Annotated in this window: 24 protein-coding genes; 13 read left to right on the top strand and 11 right to left on the bottom strand. The window is 69.5% G+C overall.

Features of this window, described 5'->3' with window-relative positions; genetic code table 11:
* Positions 1 to 280 precede the first annotated feature (280 nt).
* The 6 genes from NI17_RS20605 to NI17_RS20630 form a co-directional block, all read right to left on the bottom strand.
* A complete protein-coding gene (locus NI17_RS20605) occupies positions 281 to 793 on the bottom strand; it encodes a hypothetical protein (RefSeq protein WP_068692660.1) in 513 nt (170 codons plus the stop codon).
* Positions 794 to 1,365: 572 nt separating this feature from the next.
* Positions 1,366 to 2,271 (bottom strand): hypothetical protein, encoded by a 906-nt coding sequence (locus NI17_RS20610; RefSeq protein ID WP_068692661.1) that lies wholly within the window; start codon positions 2,269 to 2,271, stop codon positions 1,366 to 1,368.
* Between the two features lie 27 nt (positions 2,272 to 2,298).
* A complete protein-coding gene (gene eccD / locus NI17_RS20615) occupies positions 2,299 to 3,621 on the bottom strand; it encodes a type VII secretion integral membrane protein EccD (protein WP_068692662.1) in 1,323 nt (440 codons plus the stop codon).
* Positions 3,622 to 3,680: 59 nt separating this feature from the next.
* Positions 3,681 to 4,676, bottom strand: a complete 996-nt coding sequence (locus tag NI17_RS20620; protein WP_068692663.1) for a TNT domain-containing protein — start codon at positions 4,674 to 4,676, stop codon at positions 3,681 to 3,683.
* 130 nt (positions 4,677 to 4,806) lie between these two features.
* Entirely contained in the window at positions 4,807 to 5,106 is a 300-nt protein-coding gene (locus NI17_RS20625) for a pore-forming ESAT-6 family protein (protein WP_068692664.1), read from the bottom strand.
* Between the two features lie 26 nt (positions 5,107 to 5,132).
* Entirely contained in the window at positions 5,133 to 5,474 is a 342-nt protein-coding gene (locus NI17_RS20630; protein ID WP_068692665.1) for a hypothetical protein, read from the bottom strand.
* Between the two features lie 194 nt (positions 5,475 to 5,668).
* Between NI17_RS20630 and NI17_RS20635 the strand changes: the two genes are divergently transcribed.
* The 3 genes from NI17_RS20635 (at position 5,669) to NI17_RS20645 (ending at position 9,364) form a co-directional block, all read left to right on the top strand.
* On the top strand, positions 5,669 to 6,007 hold the full coding sequence (locus tag NI17_RS20635; protein WP_068692666.1) for a hypothetical protein: 339 nt from the start codon (positions 5,669 to 5,671) through the stop codon (positions 6,005 to 6,007).
* Positions 6,008 to 6,077: 70 nt separating this feature from the next.
* Entirely contained in the window at positions 6,078 to 6,422 is a 345-nt protein-coding gene (locus tag NI17_RS20640) for a DUF6507 family protein (protein WP_068692667.1), read from the top strand.
* 176 nt (positions 6,423 to 6,598) lie between these two features.
* On the top strand, positions 6,599 to 9,364 hold the full coding sequence (locus NI17_RS20645) for a DNA/RNA non-specific endonuclease (protein WP_068692668.1): 2,766 nt from the start codon (positions 6,599 to 6,601) through the stop codon (positions 9,362 to 9,364).
* A 123-nt stretch (positions 9,365 to 9,487) separates the two neighbouring features.
* Here the strand turns inward: NI17_RS20645 and NI17_RS20650 are convergent, their stop codons facing one another.
* Positions 9,488 to 10,312 (bottom strand): SMI1/KNR4 family protein, encoded by an 825-nt coding sequence (locus tag NI17_RS20650; RefSeq protein WP_068692669.1) that lies wholly within the window; start codon positions 10,310 to 10,312, stop codon positions 9,488 to 9,490.
* 139 nt (positions 10,313 to 10,451) lie between these two features.
* Here NI17_RS20650 and NI17_RS20655 point away from each other — a divergent pair, with 139 nt between their 5' ends.
* The 9 genes from NI17_RS20655 (at position 10,452) to NI17_RS20695 (ending at position 21,310) form a co-directional block, all read left to right on the top strand.
* Positions 10,452 to 10,901, top strand: coding sequence for an antitoxin YezG family protein (locus tag NI17_RS20655; protein ID WP_068692670.1), 450 nt, complete (start codon positions 10,452 to 10,454; stop codon positions 10,899 to 10,901).
* Positions 10,902 to 11,081: 180 nt separating this feature from the next.
* Positions 11,082 to 11,585 carry a hypothetical protein gene (locus NI17_RS20660; protein ID WP_068692671.1) on the top strand — a complete coding sequence of 168 codons (504 nt, stop codon included), beginning with the start codon at positions 11,082 to 11,084 and terminating at the stop codon, positions 11,583 to 11,585.
* 98 nt (positions 11,586 to 11,683) lie between these two features.
* A complete protein-coding gene (locus tag NI17_RS20665; protein WP_068692672.1) occupies positions 11,684 to 12,640 on the top strand; it encodes a hypothetical protein in 957 nt (318 codons plus the stop codon).
* A gap of 362 nt (positions 12,641 to 13,002) precedes the next feature.
* Positions 13,003 to 13,506: a hypothetical protein gene (locus NI17_RS20670; protein WP_084012722.1), complete on the top strand. Its 504-nt coding sequence runs from the start codon at positions 13,003 to 13,005 to the stop codon at positions 13,504 to 13,506.
* 42 nt (positions 13,507 to 13,548) lie between these two features.
* Positions 13,549 to 14,019: an immunity protein YezG family protein gene (locus tag NI17_RS20675; RefSeq protein WP_068692673.1), complete on the top strand. Its 471-nt coding sequence runs from the start codon at positions 13,549 to 13,551 to the stop codon at positions 14,017 to 14,019.
* Positions 14,020 to 14,176: 157 nt separating this feature from the next.
* Positions 14,177 to 14,659: a hypothetical protein gene (locus NI17_RS20680; protein WP_147416947.1), complete on the top strand. Its 483-nt coding sequence runs from the start codon at positions 14,177 to 14,179 to the stop codon at positions 14,657 to 14,659.
* Positions 14,660 to 14,742: 83 nt separating this feature from the next.
* Complete coding sequence (locus NI17_RS20685) at positions 14,743 to 15,162, top strand: toxin-antitoxin system YwqK family antitoxin (RefSeq protein WP_068692675.1); 420 nt, start codon at positions 14,743 to 14,745, stop codon at positions 15,160 to 15,162.
* A 756-nt stretch (positions 15,163 to 15,918) separates the two neighbouring features.
* Complete coding sequence (eccCa, locus tag NI17_RS20690) at positions 15,919 to 19,896, top strand: type VII secretion protein EccCa (protein ID WP_119267990.1); 3,978 nt, start codon at positions 15,919 to 15,921, stop codon at positions 19,894 to 19,896.
* 13 nt (positions 19,897 to 19,909) lie between these two features.
* Entirely contained in the window at positions 19,910 to 21,310 is a 1,401-nt protein-coding gene (locus tag NI17_RS20695; protein ID WP_068692676.1) for a DUF6177 family protein, read from the top strand.
* 122 nt (positions 21,311 to 21,432) lie between these two features.
* Here the strand turns inward: NI17_RS20695 and NI17_RS20700 are convergent, their stop codons facing one another.
* The gene (locus NI17_RS20700) at positions 21,433 to 21,960 is read right to left on the bottom strand and encodes a hypothetical protein (RefSeq protein ID WP_147416946.1); all 528 of its coding nucleotides are present in this window, start codon (positions 21,958 to 21,960) and stop codon (positions 21,433 to 21,435) included.
* A gap of 571 nt (positions 21,961 to 22,531) precedes the next feature.
* Here NI17_RS20700 and NI17_RS20705 point away from each other — a divergent pair.
* Complete coding sequence (locus NI17_RS20705) at positions 22,532 to 22,891, top strand: hypothetical protein (RefSeq protein ID WP_068692678.1); 360 nt, start codon at positions 22,532 to 22,534, stop codon at positions 22,889 to 22,891.
* 924 nt (positions 22,892 to 23,815) lie between these two features.
* Here NI17_RS20705 and NI17_RS20710 read toward each other — a convergent pair.
* The 3 genes from NI17_RS20710 to NI17_RS20720 all read right to left on the bottom strand — a co-directional run bounded on the left by NI17_RS20710 (position 23,816) and on the right by NI17_RS20720 (position 26,551).
* The gene (locus NI17_RS20710) at positions 23,816 to 24,265 is read right to left on the bottom strand and encodes a DoxX family protein (protein WP_068692679.1); all 450 of its coding nucleotides are present in this window, start codon (positions 24,263 to 24,265) and stop codon (positions 23,816 to 23,818) included.
* 1,361 nt (positions 24,266 to 25,626) lie between these two features.
* Positions 25,627 to 25,782, bottom strand: coding sequence for a hypothetical protein (locus NI17_RS20715; protein WP_157129765.1), 156 nt, complete (start codon positions 25,780 to 25,782; stop codon positions 25,627 to 25,629).
* 136 nt (positions 25,783 to 25,918) lie between these two features.
* Positions 25,919 to 26,551 carry a MerR family transcriptional regulator gene (locus tag NI17_RS20720; protein WP_068692680.1) on the bottom strand — a complete coding sequence of 211 codons (633 nt, stop codon included), beginning with the start codon at positions 26,549 to 26,551 and terminating at the stop codon, positions 25,919 to 25,921.
* Positions 26,552 to 26,585 lie beyond the last annotated feature (34 nt).

The following is a 26,585-nucleotide window of genomic DNA, read 5'->3' on the forward strand; positions in this document are numbered from 1 at the left end:
AGAGCCTCCGGCCGTGCCGGACGCCGCTTGGTGGGTGGGCGGAGGTGAACCGGGGTCAGGTCCTCGACGGACTGCCCACGAGAGGACAGCGACACGAGGATCTCGACCGGGTCATCCGGCGGTCGCCGTCACCCACACACGGAAAGCCACCCCGGCAGACCCCGGTGATCTCAGGTCGCGGGGTTTCTGCCCGGTTGTTGCGGTTCGCGGCCCCGCTGGTCGGGGGCTGACGGGGGCGGTCCGGTCGGCCGGTGGGCCGCCGCTGGGCGCCGGTCGGCGCTCAGCCCAGGCGCACTCTCCGGCCGGTGGCCCGGTAGACGGTCCTGCGCCACCGCGCGCTCGGCAGCGGCGGGAGGTCGCGCAGCATCCGCTCGTAGCCGGGACCGTCCGGGCTCCGTTCGGGGTCCGGAACCGGGGAGGCGGCAGCCGGCTCCGGAGTGGGCTCGGGGACCGGCAGCGGACCGGTGATCCGGACCGCCTCCTGGGCGGGTTCCGGTTCCGGGTCTGCTGCCCGGACCGGCTCCGGTTCGGGAATCCGAACCGGCTCGGGGGCCGGGACGTGCGCGGCCTCGGGGTCTGGTTCGGTGGCTTGGACCGGGGGCGGCTCGGGTTCCGGTGCCGCATCCGTCCGCTGCTCCGCAGACCGCTCCGGTCCCGGATCGGGGGATGGTGCGGGCGGCGGGGCCGGAGCCGGGGCGGACGCCGCTTCGGGTTCGGGGGCCGGAACAGGGGCGGGAGGCGGCACCGGTTCGCGGCCCCGGGGCGGTTCCGGATGCGGCGCCGGGGGAACCACCGGCCTCGGTCCTGCCTCGGGCCGGGGAGTCGGAGGCGGCGCGGGCCGGGAGGACGGCTGGGCCTGGAGCCACGGGTGCGGCTCGGGAGCCGGGGGCGGTGCGGGCCGCTGCGGTGCGGGCGGCCCGGAGAGGAACGCCTCGGCCACGGGGTCCGCGGGAATCGCCGAGACGGAGCTGAACCCGGTGGGACCGGGGGGCAGCGCGGATTGGGGGCCCGAAGGTCCGTCGAACCCCTCCGCGCGGCGCGGGCGGGTCCTCGGCGGAGGTTCGGGCCTGCCCCAGGGCGGGGGCAGCGGTGTGGGAGTGAACCGGGGCCGGTTCGGACCGGTCTGGGAGACACCCCGGGGACCGGTCTGCGGCCCCGGGGGAGCCGCGGGAGGCGGGTACGGCCCGTGGGCGCGCGGAGGGACCCGGGGACCGGTGTCCGAAGCCGCCCTGTCGTCCTGCCCGCGCCGCCGGTGATCCTCGGGAACCGGCCCCCGGCCGCTGTGCGGAGGCTGGTCCGGCGGCGGACCCGTTGGAGGGCGTGGCATGGGCTCCTTCTCCTTTCCCGAAAGCTTCCCCGGAACGGTCACAGCGACCGGCGCAGGACCTCCGCGGCCACCCGGGCCATGGTGGTGTGCGTGGCCTGGGCGAGCCGCCGCGGATCGATCACCGTGGTCGCCGCCAGGTGCCGGTCGCGGCCCAGCCTGAAGACGCCGACGCCGCCTTCGGTGAGGATGTCGACCGCGCCCACGAGGTCGAACGTCGGGTCGGGGTTCGTCTCCTGAGCCACGAGGACGACCACGATCCGGGAGGTCAGCGAGTCGCCGCCGGTGGCGAGCAGGGTGTCGAGCATCCGGCCGACACCGACCACCCCGTCCCCGGTCTCGGGCGCCACCAGCACGTGGGCGTGCGCACCCGCCGACACGGCGTCGTGCAGTTCCGTGGGAAGGCCGGTCCCCGAGTGGATGAGCGTGATCCCGAAGAACCGGGACAGCGGAAGGAGTGCGCCCCGGTAGATCCGGGCACCGAGGTCCCCCTCGTCCTCCTCCCTCGCTCCCGGCAGCGTCCACAGCCGTTCCCGGACAGAGGACAGCAGGGGTTCGACGGCTTCGAACGAGTCCGGTGGGTTTGCGTCCGCGACGTCGGTGAGCGACCTCCGCGTCCGCACACCGAACCGCCGCGCCAGCGACCCCGTCCCCGGATCGACGTCCAGCGCCAGCACTCGGTCCTGTCGGTAGTGCGCGAACACCAGGGCGAGCAGCGCCGTCACGGCGCTCCTCTCTACACCGCCGCGCGGACCGTCCACCACGATCCGGCGGCCGGTCAGGATCGGCCGCTGCACCGCCGCACCCACCTCGACGGCGGCGAGGACATCGTCGGAGGGGAGGAAGGCGCGGACGAGCCAGCGTCCGGCCCGGCGGGGCAGCGGGTCCCCGTGCACGGTGGCCGCGGACGCACCGACGCTGCCGCGCGACTCCAGGACCTGGTCCATCTCACTCCCCTCCTCAGGCACAGCGGATCAGAACGTGTCGAGCAGCCGCTGGTAGGTGCCGAACACTCCGAGGGCCACCGGAACCAACGCCACCAGGGCCACAGCCTCGAACTGGCCGGCGATCCGCCGCAGCCGTGCGCGGACGTGCTCGGGCGGGTCCGTCATGAGCGCCATGACCGGGAAGACCAGCGCGATCCCCAGCACGCCCGCCGCAGGCCACACCGCCCACCGCGCGTCACCGGCCCATGCCAGGGCGGGGGCCACCAGGACCACCACCGCGGCCGCCAGCAGGGACGCCTTCTCCACGACCAGCGGGAACATGCGGGACCGGCTCGCCACCACGATCGCGAGCAGGACGCAGAGCGCCGCCGTCCAGCCGGTGAACTCCGTGGCCAGCCCCATTCCCGCAGCCGCGGCGAAGACCGCCACGGCGGCGGTCGCGATCACCATGCTGCGGTGGGCGTCGGTCAGCGCGCTCATCACGTCGGCTCGGCTCACCTCCGCTCCCGTGCTGCGCCGGTCGTCGAGCACCGACAGCCCCGACAGCGCCAGCGCGGTCCGCAGCAGCACGCTCAGCAGGACCACGCAGGCGATGGCCGCCCCCGCCGCGATACGTGAGGCGTCCAGGCCCAGGGCCGCGCTCGCCGACCACAGCACGGTCAGCAGCAGCGCCAGTCCGCCGCCGACCAGACCGGCTCTGCCGAGCCGACTGAGACCGAGGCCGAGAACGAGCAGGGACGCGATGGCGGCCATTCCGCCCCACCGCACCCAGTCCGGGAGTCCGTGCAGTTCCACGGCGAACCACAGCGCGAGTCCGCCCAGGGCGCCGCCCGCGATGGACAGCGCGGTGCCCAGCGGCTCCTTCCAGAACCGCCCCAGCAGCGGACCCAGGACGAACAGCGGTGCCGCGGCGCCCGTGACCGCCCACAGGCCCGTGGAGCCGCCCACCCCCCGCCACACGACACCGCCCAGCGCGAGGGACAGCACCGTGGCAGCCGCCGTGGCGGTCCACCGGGCCGCGTCGGGAGTCCACCGGCCGCGGTGCCCGTCGAGCGCGTCACTCACCGTCTCGGGAACCTCGTGCACCACCGGAGCGGGCAGCGGGTCGTCGGCGCTCACCAGGCGCAGCACCGCCCCGTCCAGCACGCCCTTGTCCGCGAGGGTGGTGTCGCCGTCGAGGATGACGCCGGAGGACGTCGTGAGGTGGCGCAGCCGGGGCGGGTTCTCCACCGGGTCGCCGAGCAACTCCAGGACCTCGGGCAGCAGCGCTCCGATCGGTTCCTGGGCGGGCAGGACGGCGTCGACCCTCCGCCGCTCGCCGACGAGCGTCACCCGGCTCCAAGACGTCATCGGGCTCTTCCAATCTTCCTCCGGGCCCGTTCGGCTCCGGAGACTCCTCGGATGTCGGTCTATTCGGGAACGCCGGTCACCTCGACCCGCTCCAGGTATCCGTTGCGCAGCAGCCAGCGGATGCTCGGCAGCGGCGCGGCCTGGGTGAAGCCGCTGGGGTCGATGACGTAGCGGACGCCGCCGCCCGGATACCGCCCGGCTGAGGGGGAGAACGAGGCGTTCACCAGGAACGGGTAGATGACGCGGTAACGATGGTAGACCGGCGACGAGGTGGGAGCACCGCCCTCCTCGGCGGGGGAGGTGCGGGCATACTCGGGCAGCCCCCGCTCCTCGAACGGCATGCCGTCGGGGAACAGCAGAGTGCCGCTCTCCGGACCGAACGCGTCCACGATCTGCCCGGTCTCCAACGTGACCTTGGCGGAGTCGCCCGGGTTCTCCGACAACCGCGTCTCGACCCGCGCGACGAACTCGGTGTTCTGCTCGGCGGCCCGCTGCTCCTCCTCGGCGGTGAGCCGGTCGGGGGCGGACTCCACCAGCGCCAGCTCCTGGTACAGCCAGCGGGCCGTCTCGTCCTCGGTGGTGAACTCCACGCCCGTGCGGCCCTGCTGGAACTCGATGACGCTGACGGAGTACCTGTCGAGTTCCCGGGTCACCAGGTAGTAGCTCGCGACGCTGTCGGCCGGGGGACGCGGTTCGTCCGGCAGAACGTACAGGTCGGCCGGGACCCCCGCCCGGTCGAACTCCTCCACCAGCATCCCGAACGTGACCTGCGCGCCCACCCAGTCGGCGGGGATCGGCGCCGTGGCGGTGCCGACCGGTCCGGACGCGATCTGCTCCTGCTCCTCCCGCTGGCTCTGGAACTGGCTGCTCGCGAACGACCAGCCGACGGTGCCCGCGCACGCCACCGCCGCCAGGCACACGCTCACGACGACCTTGGTGATGCCCTCGTCCAGGCGTCTGCGCATACGCTGCCCGCCGAAGAGTACGGCCTCGCGGAGCCGCTGACGGCGGACCGCGACCGACTCCAGCAGTTGGCTGTCGTAGTCGCGTGCCACCGGGCCTCCTTTCCGAGGTCGTGCGGGCCGTCACGGCACCGGGAGGGGAAACGCCCGCAACGGTCCGGGAGGGGCGTAGCGCGGCGCCCCTCCCCGCAGGAGTGAGGACGTGTCGTGGAAGTCCGGGGTCTCAGATGCCCTGGACCGCGGCCTGGGCGCGGCTGAGCGCCGACTGCGCGGTGCCGTCATTGGCCTCCAGGGTGTCGCGCACCAGTTGGATGATGTCGCGCACCTCGTTGGCGGCGCTGTGCCACTTCAGTTCCTTGGCGCTGTACTCGTCCGAGACGCCGGTGGCCTCGAAGTCGGCGAGCGCCCTGTCGACGTCGGCGTCGCGCTCGCCGATGATGGCCTCCAGCCGACTCATCACGTTGTGGATGTTGCTCTGCGCCTCCTGCGACGCACCGATGTCGTAGCTGTTGCGTCCGCTCATCGAAGTCCTCCTGGAGTGGGCGGGAGTCAGGCCGTGCGGAACTTGGCGGCGTCGAAGTTGGCCGCGCCCATGTTGCGGTTCGCTTCGTCGGCCATGGTCTGGCTGCCCTCGGAGAAGGCGGTCTGCATCCCGCGCTGGCCCTCGTTGATCGACCCGAGACCGGCGTTGAGGTCGGCGGTGATCTGCTCGGAGCGGCTCTTGAACGAGTCGAAGGCGGCCTTTCCGGCTCCGTTGAACTTGCCCGCCAGCGGTTCGGCGGCGTCGATCAACTGCTTGATCAGAGCGCCCAGGTCGTCCTGGGACCCCGAGGTGTTCTGCGTCAGGGTGGTCAGGGTCTGGTCGCCGAAGTCCCATCGTGATGATGACATCTGTTCACCTACTCCTCGCTGGCCTGCGGCGGGACATCTGCAGAGGTAGACGCTCGCGGGGCGTGGTCGGTTCTCGGAAAACCTCCTCGAATTCTACTGGACGAGGCAGAACCATATGGAGATCCCGGCATCTGCATAATACGAGTAAAGGAAACCGGTGGGCCGGTTCAGGAACGGGGGAAGGGGGCGGCGAAATGAAGTTCGAGTTGGTGGAACCCGCTGATTGGCGCACCGGGGAAGAACCGGACGTCCCCGACGCGGAACGGATCGGGGACCCCGCCGACGACCAGGCAGAAGACATTCAGGAAGGCGGAGAAGAGTCCGAACCGGCCCCGCTGGAGCGGCTCAGAGCCTCGACAGAGCAATTGCGAACCCACGTCACCGCCCGTGCGGCGCAGCTCGGTCCGGCCCTGGCCCGGTTGCGGGCGCACGTCGCCTCGGCCGATCACGGCCTGGCCGGTTCCGGCCACCGGGGCGAGGGGCGGCTTCCCTCCAGTTTCCGAGTGGACAGGTTCGGAGCGTCCAACCCGTGAGGCCGGGAGCGTCCGGCCCGCCTCGGATCCGGACGCGGCGGACAGGCGAGACGAAGGGAGACGATCGCGTATGTCCGGATGGGATCTCAACCCCGCGGAGATCAACACGGTGCTGCAGGCCGTCGGAGAGCACGTCGGCGGAGAGGACGGCACCGGCGGCCTGGTCGGCCTGCTCGACGACTTCGGCACCCACGTCGAGGAGGCCGGCACCGCGTGCGCCAGCGGCCCCATCGGCATGGCGCTGGGGGAATTCATGGACGAGTACACCGACAAGCTGAAAGGAATGGTCGACAAGAGCGTGAGCGCGGTCACCGGATGCAGTGACGCCACCATGTTCTACGTCAACGGAAACCTTGAGATGGCCGCGGAGGCGCAGCGCGGAGTCAACCAGAGCCCCGAAGAACTCGGACTCTGACACCGGATTTCTCCAGTGACCGCTGATTCCCGTGTTCTTCCTGATCATGTGTGTGGACGCCGGGTTTCCGAAAAAAGGGAACCCGGACGCGGTGAGGAGAATCCAACCCAACTGAAGCCGAAACGGGCGGTTGATGCGGTCCGCAGGTCGACTGGCGGGAATTCTGGAGGCTTTCGGTGAGCGGTGACGGGGTGATCGACCCGGACAAGATCGCGATTCCGGACGTGGATCCGGACACGATCGAGGCCACGGGAAAGACGCTGAAGGGCGACGGGTCCGACATCGGCCAGGCGGGGGCCGACATCAAGGCGGCCTGGTCGGGTCTGGAGGGCAACTACATCGCCCCCGAGTCCGAGGAGCTGCTGGCCGCGGTCAACCCGGTGGCCGACGCCGGGGACGAGATGGAGACCAACATCCGTACCGTGGGCCAGGCGCTCATCGACTTCGCCGCCGACATCCGCCCCATCCTGTCGCGGTGGAAGGCGTTGAAGGCCGACGCCGTGGAGCTGTCCGAGAAGATCAGGGGCGACGACGACTGGCGCGAGGACGAGGACACCGTCGAGGAGCACAACCAGCTCAACGACGACCTGCTGGCCGCGCAGAACGACTACATGGCGGCCGAACGCGAGTGCGCCAACAAGATCACCGGCCTGTTCGGCGGCACCCGCTTCATCGCCGCGGCCACCGACGGCTCCACCGTGGCCGACGACGGCGAGCAGGTCTACGGCTTCACCGAGGCCCCGGAGGGCGTGGAGACGCCGTGGGCCAGCCCGCAGGAGTACGACGCCCCCTGGTGGGAGGACGCCTGGAACGGTGTGGCCGACTTCGGGGTGGGCATCGCCCAGGACCTGGCGGGCATGGTCGGCCTGTACAGCGAGACCGGCGGCTGGGGAGCCGGGTCGTGGAGCGAGTGGGGCTCCAACCTGGGCGAGTACTGGGGCGGCACGCTGGAGGGACTGGGCAGCCTGGTCGGCCTGTACGGGGAGAACGGCTGGGGCGTGGGCTCGTTCGGGGAGTGGTGGGGCAACTTCTCCAGCGGGTGGACGGAGTTCGCGCACGCGATCGTGCCGTGGCGGGAGTGGGGCGACCGGCCCGGCTACGTGATCACCCAGAGCGTGCTCAACATCGGCAGCATGTTCCTGGGCGGCTCCGGCGTGGTCAAGGCGCTGGCGCAGGGGGCGCGCCGCGCCGGACCAGACGCCGGCGACCTGGACGCCCCGAACGCGGACGCGCCGACGATGAGCCGGGTGGACGCCTCCGACCTGTCCGGCGGGCTGGACTCCGGCCGCCTGCGGGCGGACCTGGGCGACGCCGTGGACGGGTTGGACATCGACACCTCCCGGTTGGGCGCTCTCGACGACGCGCTGGCCAACGCCGACGCCTTCGCAGACGCCGACTCCTCCCCCAGCCCGACCGGGGGCGGAGGCTCGCCCACCGGCGGCAACGGCGGGCCGACCATCACCCCGACCTCCCACGGCGGCGCTGACAGGCCGACCGGTACCGGCGACGCCCCGAGCACCACGACCGCCGACGTGCCCGCGCCTGCCCGCGGTGGGGACAGCACCCCGGCCACCGACACGGGCGACACCGACGTGGCCTCGCCCGGCACGGACACCCCCGCCACCGTCCACGCGGACGCCCCCGGGGCCGACCGTCCCGGCAGTGCCGACCGCACCGGTGACCGCGACGCCGCCGACGCCGACGCGGCGGCCGACCTGCCCACCACCGAGTGGATCGAGAACCAGGTCAACCAGTTCCGCAGCGACCTGGACCTGGCCGAGGTGGACGGCGGCATCGCCAACCGACTGGCCGAGGACCGCCAGCCCGCCCTGGTTCACGCCGGGGCCCCCGAGGTCCGCATGGAGGCGGGCGGCCACGACTCCGGAGGCTCCCCCGACCTCTCCCCCAGCGCCCACCACAGCGGCCCCGACGGCCCCGGTGGGGGCGGCGGGTCTGGAGGGCCGGGCGGGAGGCTCGATCAGCCTTCAAGCGGCCGTGGTGACACTTCCTCCCCAAGTCTCTCAAACGGAGACAGTGATTCCGGTTTCCCCGGGGGCGGTAGTGACACCCATACTCCAGGACAACACCGAGGAGACCTGGACGGTAACGGCGGTGACTCCGGTAACGGGGGTGACGGCCAGGGCAGCAGCCGGTCCGGTGGTCCATCGACCCGCTCCGTGGACGTGAACGCCGAACGGCCCGACCTGGTTCCCGGAGCCCGGGAGTTGTTCGCGGAGGGCGTCAAGTTGGACCCCGACACGACGTACCGGGTGACCGACAGTGAGGGGAACTACCGGGGGGAGTACACGACTGACCACACTGGTGAGATCGTGCAGATCCGGACGAACGGCGGAAGAGTCGGGCACGGGTGGAACTATGAGCTGAACAACCCGCGCCCGAACATGAAATACATTGTCGACGATCGCTACACATTCCAGACCGACCAGTACTCCAGAACCGTTTCCATGGAGGGCGAGCTCGAAGTCGACAAGAAGTCGGAGAAGGCTCGGAGAAACGGAAACAGCCAAGACAAGGTGATGGAGTTCGGCTACAACGACTACTCCGGCAACAGCCTTTACCAGAATGGCCCTTGGAATGCTGGACACCTCGTCGGGACGAAGTTCAAGGGTCCGGGAGAGCTCATCAACCTTGTTCCGCAGTTGAAGTTCACGAACCAGCATCAGAGGGGACCGAACAACCCGAACGTGAACTTCAGGGACATGGAGAGGGAGTGGCAGCGGCTCATCGAGAGGGAAGGAAAGACGGTCGAAGTAAAGGTCGAGTGCATCTATCCGGAGGACGGAAGTATCAGGACTCCGACGGTGATCCGGGTCCACCACTGGATCGATGGACAGCCGCAGCGGACCATTGACTATGGAAATGTTCCGTTTCGGAACGGAAATCAGGGTTCGGCGTGGAGTGAGACGATCGAACACTGGTGAGAGGCTGGGACCGCTTTCCGGACCGCTTCGGAAGCAGGGACGCCGAGCCGGCAGCGCCGGCAGACGGACGGGGCAGTGCCGTCCCACCGGCACCGGCGATGCGGTGGTTCGTCTGCTCGGGGCCTATTCCGGCCATGGGATCGCGGCGAGGAAGTCGCTGCCGTGGAAGCGGCGGTAGCGTGCCGCGGGCGGGTACCAGTCGGGGTGGTCCTCGAAGGGGATCCAGGCCGGTGCCGGGACGTCGCGCAGGTCGGCGAGCAGGGCTTTGTCCGGGAGATGCCGGGCGACCGCGGCGAGGTCGGGGTCGGGCAGGGCGCGGGCGGTGGGGACGTCCAGGGGGTCCACGTCGACGGGTTCCCTCTGTCGTGCCAGGACCGCCGGGTCCTGGTGGGGGTAGCCGGGGCCCGCCTCGGAGAAGTCGCCGAAGAACCAGGCGTTGAAAGCCTCCCGGAAGCTGGTGAAGTAGCCTTTCGCGGTCTCGGACGACGCCCGCGACACGTAGTCGGACAGATCCTCCAGCCAGTGGAGCAGGCTGGGCGCCACGACCTCGGAGATCACCTCCACGTGGAAGGAGAAGACGCGTCCCCACGCTCCCGTGGCGGGGTCGACGTCCACGTAGTAGGTGTCTCCGGTTCCGTCGTCGACGTGGACGACGCGGAAGGTTCCGGGATCTCCCGAGCAGAGGTGGTTGGGGTCCTCCGGTGCGCTGTTCACGGGGTGGGCCGGTCCGAAGTGTTTTTCTCGGACTCCGCTCGTGATCCGCAGGCCGCTGGTTCTGCGCAGCAGGATCCGGATCTCCTCGGGAACCGGTGCCTCCCAGGAGTCCAGTTCTTCGTCGGTCAGTCCGGGCAGCAGGGCCACGCTCCCTTTCGGGGCGGAGGCCGCCGCCGCGCGCAGTCTCGCGGCCACCTCCTCCGGACCGGGGGTGCTGACCAGGCTATTCACCATCGTTTCCTCCATTCGCCGTTCCCGTGTTTACGGGTAGGGTACTACCCCGTAAGTAATATTCGGGTCGAGAGGCGGTTCAGGGGTTCCGTGGGGTCTCTCCGGACGGAGAGTTCCAAGTTCAGTATCGAGAGGAATTGAAATGTCCCAGCAGGCTCCCATGAATCCGATCGAACAGGAAATGGTAATCCGCGAAATCGGCGGAAATCTGCTCAACTCTGTCCCCGGTGAGTGGGAGGAGATAGTCTTCGAGTACAGTTCCCTGGCCGACATGGCCGCAGTGGACCTTACTGTACTGCGGTCGAACGGGAGGAGGCAGCGTGTCGCTCCTCCCCAATCCGCTTCTGTTGGAATGCGGAGGCTCCGAGAGGGAATGTACCTTCCGGGCAAGGGCACATGGTATTCGGCCCGCTACACGATCCAGCGTTCCGGGAAATACCGAGTCGACTACAATTACGATGACGAACCGGAGTTCGGGTTCCCTCCGTCGGCTTCGAGCTATGTGCTCGACCTTCAGAATTTTCCCCGTGATGACGAGAACATCCCCGACTGGCTGCGGGAGAAGCTGCGGGAGGGGGCCGACCAGCCCTGAGGGCTGGACACTCCGACGCGGAAGGGGAGCGGGCGCCCGCGGCGAAAAGGCGGGACCGCACCTGATCCGGCCCGCCGGAGGGAGAAGGGGCCGCCTGTACGGTGGCTGCTCGGCACGGGAACGGCCTACCTGCGGGCCTCCGGCAAGAAGACAGTGGACGCCCGCGTGAGGAGTGCGTTGATGAGTGATCCGGTCGAGGCTGTGGTGGATCGCCTGCTTGCGGTGGACTGGACCGGAAGGTACGACCAGCGGCGTTCCCAGGCGGCGCTGATGCGGGAGTACCTGCGCCGGTCGGCGCTCTGGTCCAAGCACCTCGACGCGGAGGGCTGGCCGTTCTTCGACATCGCGGCGGCGGTGGACCCGACCGTCCGGGCGGACCGGGCGACAGTGGACCGGTTGGAGGCGGAGCTGCCCGACTGGATCTATCCCACGGTGCGACACACGTGCGTGTGGGCGCTGCACTTCGCGGAGCTGAGACGGTCGGGGACGGAACTGCCCGACCTGCCGGATCCGTTCGAGCCGCTGCTGCTGATGTACGAGCGCGGCAACGGGTTCACCCTGGACGGGACGGGCTTCATCGAGGTGGACTTCCTGAGCTTTCCCAGAGGCAGCCGCAGCGAGCACCTCACGGACGAGCCGCGCGCGCCCATGGTCCTGGCCGAACTGGACGCGATGGACCGGTGAACGGGCCACCGGAGCGTTGACTGACCCACAGGGACAGGGCCCTTCTACAAGGACGGAAACGCGCTCAGGAAGTGGGAGGGCGGAAGATGGGTGGATCTGTGGACTTCTATGTCCAGGATTTTCCCGGGCTGGCTCAGATTTCTGTGGAAACTGCCAGGGCTTTCCGCTCTCCCGCGTTCATGATGGGCTTCGAGGAGGCGCGTTTCTTCGTCGATCTCGAAGCTCTCGCCGGGGTTTCCGGTGCTGCCGAGGTGGCCATCGAAGAACTGCTGGACGAGAGAGGCGAGGGCGAGGAGATGTTCTCTGGTACGGTCCTCGAATCCTGCAGGTACGAGATATCCGTGGACTTCAGTCGCCGTACGGAGACCGAGACTCCCGGACCGGGGCAGGGCATCGGGCGGAAGTTGTTCGAAAGGCTCGTCGCCCCCAACGTTCCGATGGCCTACGCGGTGCAGGACGCGGAGAAGGTCGCTGCGGAGTTCTCTCCCGAGACCGGAGTGCGGGACCTCGTTCCTCCAGTGCCTGTCACTGACGAATCACTGAAGACGGAGTCGGTGCTTTCCGTCCGCCCGACCCAGCGCTTCTCCGGAGAACGCCTCCCGACGGCCGTGAATTCGTTCTTCAGGGTCCGCACGGTTGGGAACCTGGTGATTTTCGAACCTCTGGAGGGAAACGGCAGCGGAACCACACTGTCCCCGATCATCGAGGTCAGGTCCTCTCTGGAGGATCCCGAATTTGTCGGAAGTGTGGCAGGGGCGGTCGTGGACTACCTGTCGAGAGGGGAACTGGACAGAGGAGTGGACGACCCCCTCGGGGTGATCGCCACAGCAGTCGGAAAGTCGGTCGAGGAGTTCACTGACCAGGCAGCCAGCTTCCTGGTCGCGGTCGGAAGCGGAGGGGTGACGGTCACCCCGTGGCACTTCCGGCGGGACACCGAGTCCGCTTCTTCCAGTGGCCCCGACCGCGAGGTTGTCCGCGTGGAACTTCCTTCAGACAGCAGAGGATGGGGTGTTCTGCTGCGGGAGGCGTTCGGAACGATCCGTGGAAGGTCCTGATCGAGGTCTGGGTGTCGGGGCCGCGGCGGATACGGCCCGCCTTCCTGTGCCTTTGAAGTCGGTCCCGCGCCCCTGGGGACCGGGTCTGGGGTTTGCGGTGTTCTTGCGGACGAGGCTCCTCCCGCCGCAGAAGGGGAAGCCGTGGAACACAATCCCGATGGGGCGGCCGTCGCACTGACGACCTACCGGAACGGCTGCGAGGACGGTCGCAATGGGAGTGGTTCCCGGACGGCCCCTGAGAGTCGGGGGAACGTGTGTCTACGGCCTGGGGGCCGCGGGCACTTGGCGGGAGTGGGACGGGGACGGAAGCCCGACCAGGGACGAGACCTACCCGGGTGCCCTGTGAGCGGGGAGGGATTCCGGTGACGGGCGGACTGGTCGAACGTCTCGCCGAGCGGATACGGAACATCGACTGGACCGAGAGACCGGGATACCGGCCCTCTCAGGTGAACCTCATGCGGGAGTACCTGCGTCGCTCTGCCCGGTGGTCTGAGGAGACCGGTTCGCTGTGGCCCTTCGACGACTTCGCCCGGCGGATCGACTTCGACGTACGAGCCGACCAGAAGATCGTGGAAGAGATGCAGGAAAGCCTCCCCACCCTGGTTTTCCCCATGGTCGTCCGCACGTGTTCCTGGGCACTGCACTTCGAAGCCCTGCGGGATGCCGAGATCCAGATCCCCGACCTGCCGGATCCGTTCGAACCGCTGCTGCTCATGTACGAGCGCGGGAACTCGTTCAGCATGGAAGGTACAGGGTACGTGGAGGTCGGAACCACGGCAATACCAAAATGGAGCAAGGACGAATACCTCAGCTCCGAGCCCTTTACTCACATGGACCGGGAACAGTTGGACGCCGTGGACAACTGACTCCACGGGACCAGACGGAGATACAGACGATGAGGAGGACCAATGGCGGTTTCCCGCTTTCAGCGAGGGCATCTGAGCCCTCCCGAGCAGCAGGAGATCCTCACGCAGATCGGGATGAGAATCCTCGAGGAGGTTCCGGAGAACTGGGAGAGGATCACCTACTCCATACAGTCCGTCATCGACCATTCCAGCGCGGAGGTGGTCGTCGAGTTCCCGGACGGGACGAGCCGCAGGGAGCCTTTTCCTCCGGAGGTGCTCTCCCTGACGGACGAACTCCGGGCGGGAATGTACCAGGAGGGCAAGGGCACCTGGTTCTCCATGCGGTACGTGATCAGCCGGCCCGGAAAGTTCAACGTCGACTTCGACTACGACGAGGATCCGGGCATCACGTTTCCCACCTCCCGGGGCTTCACGATGGACCTTCGGTACTTCCCGCGCGAGGAGGCGAACATCCCCGACTGGCTGCGGGAGAAGTTGCGGGAGGAGGCCGATGGACGGGCCGACCAGCCCTGACGTCCGGACACCCCGAGGTGGAGGGCGTGCGGACGCCCGCGGCGAAAAGGGCGAGTTGACCGAGCGGGAGAAATCGGCAGCGGAAGTGATGCGGAACATTCTCCTGCTTCTTGAGGGCGGGGTGTCCGGTGCGGGTGCCTCCAAAGCGGAGGGGGCGATGGAATGGATGTCCGATCTGGGACGCCTGCTCCGGGAGTCACCTCCGCAAGACGGGGAGCTGCGGGAGTTCAAGGACCGCCTCACCGATCTGCTGGGCCGTGAACCCAACCTCACCGGTCTGCGGATGTACCTCCACCAGTGTTCCCTCTACGCGCAACGTGGCCGTCTCGACGGCTTCGAGAGTGCCTGCTGGATGCGTACGGGCCTGGAGGTGCTGAAGGAGGAGTGTGTCGCGTGGGAACGCCCCTCCAGTGCGGGCATCCGGGAGGAGTTGGAGGAACTCGGGGAGATCGACGAGACGATCGAGACCGTTTCGGACGAGGCTCCTCCTGTCGCAGAAGAGGACATCCCCGGTTGGGTTCCGGAGACGCACTGGTGGTGGCGGGCGCCCAAGCGGCAGGAGATGAGCCGGGAGGAGCGGGAGCGGCGGCTCTACCACGAGGCGTACGACGTACTGGACGAATGGGCTGAGAAGCGTTGACCGAGCACCCCCCGCCGAGGAAGCCGCGACAGAGCGGAGACCGGACGGTTCCGGCCGGGGCGGATCCGGCTGGGGAACCAGAAGTGATCAGGGTCGACGAGGAAGACCTTGACTTCGACTACGACAGGGCCATGTATGAGGGGGAGCCATTCACCGGTGAGGCGGTGGAGTACAACCCCGATGGGAAAATGGTCGCTTTGACGACTTATCTGAGTGGCTACGAGGACGGCCCGGCCAAAGAGTGGTTTCCAGACGGAACCCTGCGGGCTGAGGGGATGACCTCCTATGGGGCCGGAGCGGTCGGGCTCTGGAAGGAATGGGGTCCGAAGGGAAATCTGGTCAGTGAGAGGGAGTTCAACGAGAAAGGGTTCATCGTGGCCCTGCGTGAGTGGGATGACGAGGGAGACCTGGTGAAGGACGAAACCTACCCCGGGTCTCTCGAAGAAGCTAAGACATGGCCATCTAAGCGAGACAGCAGCAGATCCTCACGCAGACCGGAATGAAAGTTCTTGAGGGGGCTCCGGAGGACTGGGAGAGGATCACCTGTTCCATGCGGCAGGAGGCCGATTGAGGTTTGAGTGTTCGGTTCTGCGGTGGGCACGGGGTCTCCGCGGAGATCCCGGATACAGTGAGGCATTCCACCCTAACCATCCGGAGCGGCCCACCACGGGCTGGCAGCGACTGGTCGAGGCGCCCCCGGCGCTGAGTCCAGGCGCGCCCCACGGACGGATCAGCCGAAAGAACACCGGTCACCCCAGGAGTGGTGCCCCGTGGTGCGGGATCGCCATCAGGAGTGCGGGTGGGCGGGCCGCGTCCGGACTCGGCGCCGGGGCGTCTCGACCGGCCACTGGCAGCCGGTGGCGGGCCACCGCAGGGGGCGATGTGGAATACCCCGGCCCCGCCAGGAGTGGCGGCACAACCGTACCCGCCACGGAACCCGACTCTCCAACCTCGACGAGGAGCGTTGACCTTGGAGCGCCGACCGGAGGCTCCGTGACCGGGACCCCGGAGCGACGCGCCTCCCAAAGCAGTGGTGAGCGTCGCGTCCGCCGTGTGCCGTCCACGTCTCCCGACCGGTTCCGCCCCGGAGGAACGGTGCGGAAAAGGCGTGGACGCACGGTTCCGAAAGCGGCCGCCCGCGTTTTCCACAGCCGGACGAATTCAGAAGACACGGTCCGGATCGCCTTATATACAGTACGTGTGGCGCCTGCCGGTCAGGCTTCGGAACCACCGAGCCGTCCATTTCGAGAGGAGTGCTGGTGACCACCCGCATCGTGCATCGGCCAGCACGGACGGTCTATCCGCCCCCGCGTCGGGAGACGCGCGACGTCGAGGCGCCGCCCACCCTGCCCGAGGGCAACGCGCAGGGCAATCCGCTGATGAGCCTGCTGCCCATGGTCGGCATGATGGCCTCGCTGACCATCATGATGGTGCTGCGCAACCCGGCGTTCATGGCGCTGGGCGCGGTGGTGCTCGTCATCGCGCTGCTCGGCGGCGCGGTCATGATCTTCTCCCGCCGCGGCCAGGCGGCCCGGCAGCGCCGCACCCAACGGGAGCGGTACCTGGAGTACCTGGAGGAGTTGCGGGAGGAGCTCGGCGGTCAGGAGCGGGAGATCCACACCCACGCCCGGCTGCTCGACCCTCCCCCCGAGGCGCTGTACGACATCGTGCGCGACCCCACGCGCCTGTGGGAGCGCCGCCGCAGGGACGACGACTTCCTCCGCGTCCGGATCGGCATCGGACGCATGCCGGGGCAGCCGCTGCGGCTCGCCGAACGCGGCACCGCGCTGGCGCCCACCGACCCCTTCATGCTGTCGGAGGCCCAGGCCGCGATCCGGCGCTTCACCACGCTGCCCGACATGCCGCTCACCGTCCCGCTCGACATGGTCGGCAACGTCAGCGTGGTCGGGGAACGCGAGGACGTGCTGCGCCTCATGCGCGCGCTGATCGCCCACTTCAGCGTGTTCCACGCCCCCGAGGACGCGGCGCTGGCGGTGATGCACGGCGAGGACCGGGCCGACGACTGGGCCTGGCTGAAGTGGCTGCCGCAGGTTCTCGACCCCCAGCGGCGCGACGGCGGGGTCGGCGCGCGGCTCATCGCCCCCACCCCGGCGAAGCTGGGATCACTGCTCGCCGACGAACTCCGTTCCCGCACCGACTTCGCCGCCGAGGTGCGCCGCGGCATGGGCAAGCGCGAGGCCTACCGGATGATGCGCCGCCTGCTGGTGGTGCACGACACCCACGGCGGGGTCGCCCATGAACTGGTGCGCCCCGACGAGGCGGTGTCCCCGGCCGCCCTCGGCGCCACGGTCCTCCACCTGGTCGCCGACCAGGTGGAGGAGCCCGGGGACGTCAGTATCCGCCTGACCGTCTCCGGCGACCAGGTGCGCGTGGAGGACCTGCGCGCCACCGAGCCCGTGAGGCTGGCCGGGACCGTCGACGACGTTCCCGCGGCGACTCTCGACGGACTGGCGCGGATGCTCGCCCCCCTGCGGCTGTCCGCCGAGTCGATCGAGGAGACGGCGGCGGAGGGCGGAAGCGTCGACTTCACCACCCTGATGGGAGTTCCCGACCCGGGGAACATGGAGGTGGACCGGCTGTGGGCCCCACGCAGCGAACGCGCGTTCCTGCGCGTGCCCATCGGGGTCGACGACATGGGACAGCCCGTCATCCTCGATCTCAAGGAGGCCGCGCAGCTCGGCATGGGGCCGCACGGGCTGTGTGTGGGCGCCACCGGTTCCGGCAAGAGCGAGATGCTGCGCACCCTGGTCGTCGCGCTCGCCGCGGCGCACCCTCCCGAGCGCGTCAGCATGGTCCTGGTCGACTACAAGGGCGGCGCCACGTTCGCTCCGTTCGAGAAACTGCCGCACGTCGCGGGGGTCATCACCAACCTGGAGGACGACGCCGCGCTGATCGAACGGGTCCACGCCAGCCTGTCCGGTGAGGTGCAGCGCCGCCAGCAGGTGCTGCGGGACGCGGGCAACGTGGCCAACATCGGCGACTACACCCACAGGCGCAGCCGGGACCCGGGGCTGCCGCCGCTGCCGCACCTGCTGGTGATCATCGACGAGTTCGGGGAGTTGCTGACGGCACGCCCCGACTTCATCGAACTGTTCCTGTCGATCGGCCGGATCGGTCGGAGCATCGGCGTGCACCTGCTGCTGTCCAGTCAGCGGATCGAGGGCGGCAAGCTGCGCGGACTGGACACCTACCTGTCCTACCGGCTCGGGCTGCGCACCTTCTCCGAGGAGGAGAGCCGCACCGTCCTCAACACCCCCGACGCCTTCCACCTGCCGGCACTGCCCGGCTTCGGTTACCTGAAGGTCGACACCAGCGTCTACCAGCGGTTCAAGGCCGGTTACGTCTCGGGCCCCTACCGTGGACCGGTCGCGGAGGAGGAGAGCGACCGCAGGGGGCCCCTGCCGGTGCGCGGATACCCCGCCTACAACGTCGGCGACGCCGACCGGGAGACCCCGGCGACGGCGTCCGACGACGAGCCGATGCCGGAACGCTCCTCCGGACCGACGCTGCTGGACGTGATGGTCGGGCAACTGGCCCGGCACGGCGAGCCGACCCGCGGCATCTGGCTGCCGCCCATGCCGTCGAAGACCACCCTCGACCTCGTCACCGGCCCGGTGCAGATCACCGGGGACGCGATGCGGCTTCCGGCGGGGAACGGGACGCTGCGGGTCCCGGTCGGGCTGCTCGACGACCCCGCGAAGCAGTGGCAGGGGCTGTGGAACATCGACCTGACCGCCTCCGGCGGCCACCTGGCGGTCATCGGCGGCCCGCAGACCGGTAAGACGACGCTGCTGCGCACCCTCATCCTGTCCACCGCGCTGACCCACACGCCCGGCCAGGTGGCGATCTACGCGCTCGACCTGGTCGGCGGCGGCCTCCAGGCGCTGTCCGACCTGCCCCACGTCGGCGGGGTCGCGGTCCGGACCGACGCCGAGCGGGTCCGCCGCACGGTCGAAGAGGTCCGGGACATGCTGGAGCAGCGCCAGGAGGTCTTCCGCGAACGCGGCATCGACTCCATCCAGCAGTTGCGGCGGATGCACGCCAGAGGAGAGGTTCCCGAACTGCCGTGCGCCGACGTCGTGCTGTGCGTCGACGGATTCGGCGCGATCCGCAGCGACTTCGAGGAGATCGACGACATGGTCTCCGACCTGCTGCAGCGCGGCAGCGGATACGGCATCCACGTGGTGGCGGCGATGCTGCGCTGGAACGACGTGCGCATCGCCATGCAGGCCAACTTCGGTCAGAAGGTGGAGTTGCGGCTCAACGATCCGTCGGACTCGTCGATCAACCGCAAACTCGCCGAGACGATCAGCGCCGAGACGCCCGGCCGGGCGCTCACCGACAGCAAGCTCTTCGGCCAGATCGCCCTGCCGCGCATCGACTCGCTGCCCAGCGACGAGGAGTTGGGCGAGGTGGTGGCCAAGACGTGCCGGGCGATCAGCGGAGCCTGGCGGGGGGCCACCGCACCGCCGGTGCGGGTGCTGCCGTACCGGTTGCCCGCCCAGACCCTGCCCGGCCCCGAGGAGAGCCCCCTGGTGCCGATCGGTGTGGACGAACGCAGGTTCGAGCCCGTGCTGCTCGACCTGTTCGACCGCGACCAGAACCTGCTGGTGCTGGGCGACGGGGAGTGCGGCAAGACGAACCTGCTCAGGCTGGTCGCCGAGGGGCTGATGGCTCGCCACGCCCCCGGCGAGATCGTGTTCGCGGTCATGGATCCGCGGCGGACGCTGCGCAACGTGATCCCCGAGCCCTACCTCGGCGGTTACGCCAGCAACCCGCGGGTGTGCGCGGGACTCTCCGGCGGGGTCGCCAAGGAGTTGGAGGGCCGCATGCCCGACGACGCCGACCCCGACAGACTGGAGAACGGCGGCCCGGACGGTCCCCGCATCATCGTCCTCGTGGACGACTACGACCTGTTGACCACGGCGGGACAGAAACCCCTGACCCCCTTCGTCCCCTTCGTCGCCAACGGTCGCGACATCGGACTGCACTTCGTGGTGGCCCGCAGGGTCGCGGGCGCCAGCCGCGGGCTGTACGACCCGCTCGTCCAGGCCATGCGGGAGACCGGCACCGGCGCGGTGCTCATGTCCGGCGACCGCAGCGAAGGACAGCTCTTCCCCAGGGTGTACGCCAACGCGCAGCCTCCTGGGCGGGGACGCTGGATCCGACGCGGGGAACCTCCCCGCCTCATCCAGACCGGACTGCTGGAACGCTGACGGAGGAGAAGCGTTGACATACGACGTGGTGGCACTGGTCGCGCAGGCGCCGGATCTGCGCTCCCTGGTCAGGGGAATGGCGGAGGCGGGACGGGAACTGCGGGTCAGGGGCGCCGGTGAGGGAGCCGTGATCCAACTCTGCGACGACCGGGGGCGTCCCCTGGTCGGCCTGGAGGCCGCGCAGCGCGTCGACGTCCCCGACGAGGTCGAACGGCTGCTGGGAGCCGAGACCGCACGGCGGATTCCCGATCCCTGCTGGTGGGTGGAGGCCAGGGCGGTGGACGCCGACGAGCGGTCCACGGCCATCGCCCACCGGTTCGCGGACGAGATGTCCGAGCGGCTCGGCGGCACGGTCTGGTCCTCCCGGCCACGGCTGCGCGACCACATCGGTCAGGACGCCGAACGCCACCCGGCGGTCGCCGTCGCGACCGAGAAGACGTGGGTGGTGGTGCAGGACCGTCCGGTGGTGCCGCTGTCCTCCTGGTTGACCGACGCCCTCTCCGCGTGCGGGAAGGCAGGCCGGGGCCTGCAGGTCCTCACTCCGGCGGACTCCAGGATCACGTTCCCGCTGCGCGGCCTGCTGAACAACCCGAAGGCCCGCTGGGTGGTGGAGAACGCCTCCGGCGGTCACTATGACGGCTTCTCCGGCATCCCGCTGTCCTGGAACGGCGAGGCGGGGTTCGTTCCCGCCCCCGCCGAGGGCTCCGCGGTCGGTCCGGTGGCCGAGTTCGCCGGGGACGACCGCGCGCCGGGCTGCCAGCTGCTCATCGACCTCCGGGTGCGGCACCCGGCGTCCGAGCTCCTGACCCTCGGCGGTGCGGTCGAGGCCCTCGCGCGGACTCTCGGTGGAGCCGGACCGGTCGCGTGGGGGTTCAGTGAGCCCGCCCTGTCCGAGTGGAACCGCTCCGCGCTGACCGAGGAGTGTCGACGCCGTTCGCCCAGACCGACCTGGTCGGTGTTTGCCGGACCCGGCGGGGAGGCGCGGCGTTTTGTCGGCACGCAGCGGGTGACACGGGTGATGGAGGGGGTGAAGGAGATCATCACCTTCGCGGTGGGCTACGCCGAGGACGAGGAGCCCGCCCTCGACCGGGTCGCGGAACTCGCGCAGCACTTCGCTGACCAGCGGATTCTGCAGACCATGACGGTGCATCGGCTCGCCGGGCGCGCCGACCTCACCTACGCGCCGCGCTGGTCGGGCCTGCCCGTGCCGGTGGGGATGGCGATCGGCGCCGAGGGCGTGACCCACGTCGGTCGGGAGCGTGCTCTTGCCGCTCCCACCCCGGGGAAGGTCCTCGGTCCGGTGAACTCCCCGACGGTGTGGTACCGCTTCGGGGACGGCACCGACCCCGAAGCCTGGTCCAGACTCGACGAGCTGATGAGGTACCTGCATCCGCGGGGGCGCGGGGCGGAGTAGCACCGTCCGTGCCACGTGGACGGAGACGGCGGGGCCCGGAGGTCGGAAAGCTCCGGGCCCCGCCGTCTCCGTCGTGGTTCGGGGGGATGCGGCCGGTGCCGCTGACCGGCTCGGCCGTCGGGTCACGGATGCCGCTCCGGCGGTGGGGCCGGGCGGGGCTGGGGCGGCGGCGGAGGGGGCGGGACGGGGTGTTGGGGGCGGGGGTGCGGCGGGAGGGGAGGTTGTGGCCTCGGTGGCTCCCGGTGGGAGGGGAGCGGTTCCCTGGGAGGCGGAGGCGCCGCTCCGGGGAACGGCGCCGCTCCGGAGGAGGGGGCGCTCCTTTGGACGAGCAGTCCGGCGGTGTTGAAGGCGGCGATTCCGAGCAGCAGGAAGAGGGCCAGCCAGAAACCGATCTCGTCACGGGTGCTGATCATTTCGGACATGATCCCGTAGAGTACGTCTCCCTCGGTCTCCAGGCTCCGCGTCACTTCCTCGTGCACGGCCACCTGGTTTCCGACGAGGGTGAGCAGGGCCAGGAGCGCGCAGCCCAGAGCGGTGACTCTGCCCCACAGCGCGCCGGAGCCGCGGAAGTTCATGACCGCGCTCGCGATACCGCCGCCCAGAACCGCGAATACGGAGAACACCGCCAGGACCAGGACCCCAGAGCGCATTTCGTCGAGATCCTGTTCTGAGAACTCTTCACCGGTGGGTGCCTGAACGCTTGGTTCTCCACCGAATGCCAGGTCGAACCCGGAGTAGGTCACCTCGTAGGACACGCCTCCGCCTGAGCAGGACACCGTGAGGAAAGGGAGAAGGAAGCAGAGGAACACAAGGCCGAAGCCGCTTGGGTTCACGTATTTCAGTAGGGGGAGTCTCCCTGTCATACGGCACCTTTCAACGCGCGCCCGCAGATGCGGTGGGGTTTTCTCGAGAGCCTGCGACAGACTCTAACACCGGTGTCGCACTTCTTTTCGAGATCCGGGAATTCCTGCTGGCGAGGAGCGTCATGGGATGATTGGGTGTCTTACTTTAGGGATTGGTGGCCGACTTCGGTTCCTCTTCCGGGGAGTTGCGATCCCTCCGAGGTGGGACGGGGGATGCTTCACCGGCCGACGGCAGGATGAGGTAACGGGACAACCTCTTCCGCGGCCTGGGGTGAAGTTCTGAGACGTCATGACTCCCGCGTTTTCCCCGAAGTGGGAGGGACTGGTGTCCTCTGCCATGGAAAACGTTTCGAGAATCATGGGCAACGTACTGCGCACCGGTTTTGTCCGCGCGGGACTGATCTGCGCCTTCCTCGCCTTCGCCGGTGTTCGGGGAGGAATGTGGGCGGACTCGTTCCGGCAGGGCGAGACCGCGTGGGAATGCACCACCGATGCCGAGCACGGAATACAGGACCGCTACCAGAAGAGAACGGCCTACGACGCACCCACCGGATACGGGCTGCTCTCGGTGGCCTTCATGATCGGCGCGGTGGCCGTGCGGCCGTCTCCCCGTGTTCCCGTGCCTCTGCCTCCGACCCCTCCTGCGGCACCCCCGTGGCTCCCCAGCGGCAGCAGCCGCTCCACAGCGGACCGCAGGCGCCCCCGGCACGCTGACTGACTGAGGTGTGGGGGTTCGGTTCTGCGGTGGGCGCGGGGGTTTTCGCGGAGAACTCGGGGGCGGGTGGGGCATTCCACCCCGGCCGTTCGGGGCGGGCCACCACGGGTTGGCGGCGACTGGTCGAGGCGCCCCGGGCGCCGAGTCCGGGCGCGCCCTGCGGGCGGATCAGCCGAAAGAACACCGGCCACCCCAGGGGGTAGCGTCCTGTGGTGCGGGACTGTCTCCGAGGGCGCGGGAGGGTGGCGCCGTGTCCGGGCTCGGCGCCAGGGGGCGCCTCGACCGGACACTGGCAGCCGGTGGTGTCCCATCGCGGGGGCTGGGCTGGAACACCCCTGGGCCGATCGGCCGACCTGTCTTCTCCGCACGGGGCCGGTGCCCGTCGCGAAGGCGACCGTCACACCTCAGCGAGGTTTGTTGACCGGGTTCGCGGCGGGCGTTGGCTGTGCGGTGGACGCGGGCCCTGCCTTCCCGCGCGCACAAGACCAACCCGCACCACGGGCAGACCGGCCCCGGGGCGACCGGTGTTCTTCCAGGCGATCCGTCTGCGCAGGCGCGGATGCTCTCCCCGGAGACTCGGGCGGAATGTTTCGCTCTTCCCCGGCTCCCCGGAAGGAACCCGCTTCCACCGCAGAGCCCGGCGCTCAAACCTCAGTGAGTGCTGATCCTGACGATGTCGGGGTCAGAACCGCTGGTAACACCCCACTCTCGTCAAGGTCGTCGGGGTGGTGGCCGGAGCGTTGGCCCAGAACGCGGCAGGCCACGTCGACCGGATGCCGTGACCGGGCCTGCGTGGCGGTCCGGTGCCGCACGAGGGCGGTCACGGCGTGGGACTCTGCGGCAGACGGAGCGGCCCCGGGACGATGGGGGGCGTTCCGGGGCCGCGGTGTTCTCGGTCGGCGCCGTTGGTCACGGCGTCGACGGTCCTCATCCCGTGGACGGTGCCTTCGACGTCAGAGGCTGCGCCGCGGAGGTGGTGCGGGTGCGTCGGGTGAACTGGTCCAGTGCCCAGGCGCCGGGGCCGAGGACGGCGATGAGGAGGAAGGCCCAACTGTACATCGCGGCGAGTTCGCCGCCGTTGTTGAGGGGCAGCAGTGCCTGGGGTTGGTGGACGAAGAAGTAGGCGTAGGCCATGGAGCCGGAGGCGAGGGTGGCGTTGGTCCGGGTGAACAGGCCGATGAGGACGAGGGCGCCGCAGACGAGTTGGATGAGTGCGGCCCACCAGCCGGGCCAGGTGGCGAGTTCGATGGCCTGGCCGGTGCCCCGGTTGCCGCCGAGTACCCCGAACAGGGAGGCCACGCCGTGGAGCAGGAACATCAGTCCCACGACCATGCGGAACAGGGCGAGGACCGGTTCACGGAATTGGTCCAGATTCATGAGATCACCTCGAAGGGATAGGGGGAGGGGAGGAGGTCCGGGCGAGTGGGAGGGTTCGCCTCGGCCGTGTGGATCAGTCCGCGCCGGCAGCCCACCGTGACCCCGTCGCTCCGTTGGGAGGAGCGGCCGTGGGGCCCGTGGCGGGCTGTGGTCCGCAGGCCACCGCCACGTTCGGTCCGGCCGGGACCACCGCTGCGCGGCGGTAGGCCGGGGGCTTCACTGCGGGCGTGCACGGCGATGGAGGCGGGGCTGTCGCCTCCTCTGCCACACAGCGGCAGAGCGTGTTCCCGGTGGGCGGTCTCCTGGTCCGCCGGCAGGACCGGAGGGGCGCGTGCGCACTGGGGCGCCGGAGGCGGTGGATCGCCGTGACCGGGTGGTTTTCCCGACTCCTCGGGAGCGCAACGGGAACTGTTGTGGCCGCCGGTGCTCTCCTCAGCCGCGGAGACGGTGTGAGAACCGAAGCGAAGCCCGCCGTGACGCTCCAGGTACCTGGAGTGACCGCCAAAGGGCTGGCTGCGGGCACGGTTCTTCGCAGGGGCACGGTTGCTCCTTGGGGAGGATCCTCGGACGAGGACAGGTGACACAGGCCAGAGAATCGGAGGTCGCGTTCGACCCTGCCGTGTGGGAAAGCCGGTTCGGACGCGGCCGTCTCCGTCCGGTCGGACTTCCTGTCCGGCGCGACCCGGTGGGGACGCGGCGGCAGGCGTCTTCGCCGGTGTTCCCGAGTTGTTGTCCCGCACTGTCACGGGCGGCCCGATGTGGACGGGACCAGGTGACCGACCATCGCCCCGGTGGCGGGGCGCATCCGCAGCGACGATGGGTGTTGTCGTACGAGATACGGTGAATTACCCGGTGTGCCCGCAACGCGGTTGTATTAGATGGTGACTCTTGGTTTGACGGATGTCAACAGAGTGTAAATATTGGGAAGCGGACAATCTTCCTGAACACTCTCGAACAGGGAGTTTCCTGGTTTTCGACGGACCGGAACCGGTGGTTTCGGCGGCTCCCAAGGCGGTTCCCGAAGCTCTTCCATGTGTGCCGGATCCGGTCGACGACCGGGTTGCCGCCACGGAACGCCGCCGTGGGGCCCGTGGCGGAGCGGCAGGCAGCGGACCCCCATGCCGCCGGGGATCCGCTCCTTCCTGCAGGAGGGCGGTGTTCACCTCGCTTCGGGACGGCGGGCCCCGGCTGTGGTCCCAACGCGCCGGTGCCGGAGTCGGGCGGGACGGCGCCTTGTCCACAGGCTGTTGACGGAGGAGGGCGGCCTCGCGAGGCCGGGGTGGCGACCCCGGCCGAGGGCTGGGCCTCCGCGGCAGTCCGGTCAGCGGGAGCGTCCGGGCGGGACGTCCCGCCGACCGGGGTCACCGCTGTTCTTCGCCGAAGTCCTCGCGGGCGACGCCGGACTCCTTCATCGCGTCCTCCAGTTCCGCTCCCAGTGTGGGACGGGGCTTCGGAGGCTTCGGCGCCTGGTCGTCGGACTCCGGCAGAGCCTGGTCGGTGTCACGGGTCTTGGGCATGTTCTCCTCGGGCGTGGTCACTGCCGTTCCCCTCTCGACCTGTGGGTTCCTGTCGCCTTCCGGCTACCCCCCGGCCGCCCGGACACACGTGGTCCGCGCGGTGGCGACGCTTCCGCGCCGCGACGGCCGCCGCGGATCAGCAGTCCTTCCGAGAGGAGCGGTTGAACATCTCCTGCTGGGCGATGCGGCGCAGTGCGGCGATGGCCACGTCGCCGAGCACCGTGCCCAGGACCGCGCTCTCGACGGCGTCGGTCGCGTCCGCGCGTGAGGAGAGAAAGTCGATGTCGACCTCGGCGATCAGCTCGGCGGCCTCCGCGTAGCGGCCGATGCGGTCGACGAAGCCGTCCTGGTCGAGCAGGCGCAGTCGCGCCAGCACCTCGACCAGTGCGGGAACCCCGGGGTTGTCCTCGTCGTGGGTCCAACCGCGCTCGGCGAACACCGACTCGACCACGTGCCACGCGTCCTCACGCAACCGGTCGGTGCTTCCGCCGGTGGGAACGGCCAGTCCCTTGTGGGCGGTGATGACGGCCCGCCGCGTCGAGGGGTCGGGCCGGTCGATCTCGGCGAGGACCTCGCGGACGGTGGACACCGGAAGCCCGCCGACGTCGATGAGCCCCCGGATCAGTCGGAGGCGGCGCAGGTGCTCCTCGGAGTAGCTGACCTGGTTGGCGGCGGTCCGCTCGCCTTCGGGCAGCATCCTCTCCCGCACGTAGTACTTGATCGTCGGCACGGACACGCCGCTGCGTCGACTCAGTTCACCGATGCGCACCCCGACTCCTCCGTTCTTGCGACCCTGCCACCAT

It is taken from the genome of Thermobifida halotolerans, assembly GCF_003574835.2.
Taxonomy (GTDB): Bacteria; Actinomycetota; Actinomycetes; order Streptosporangiales; family Streptosporangiaceae; genus Thermobifida; species Thermobifida halotolerans.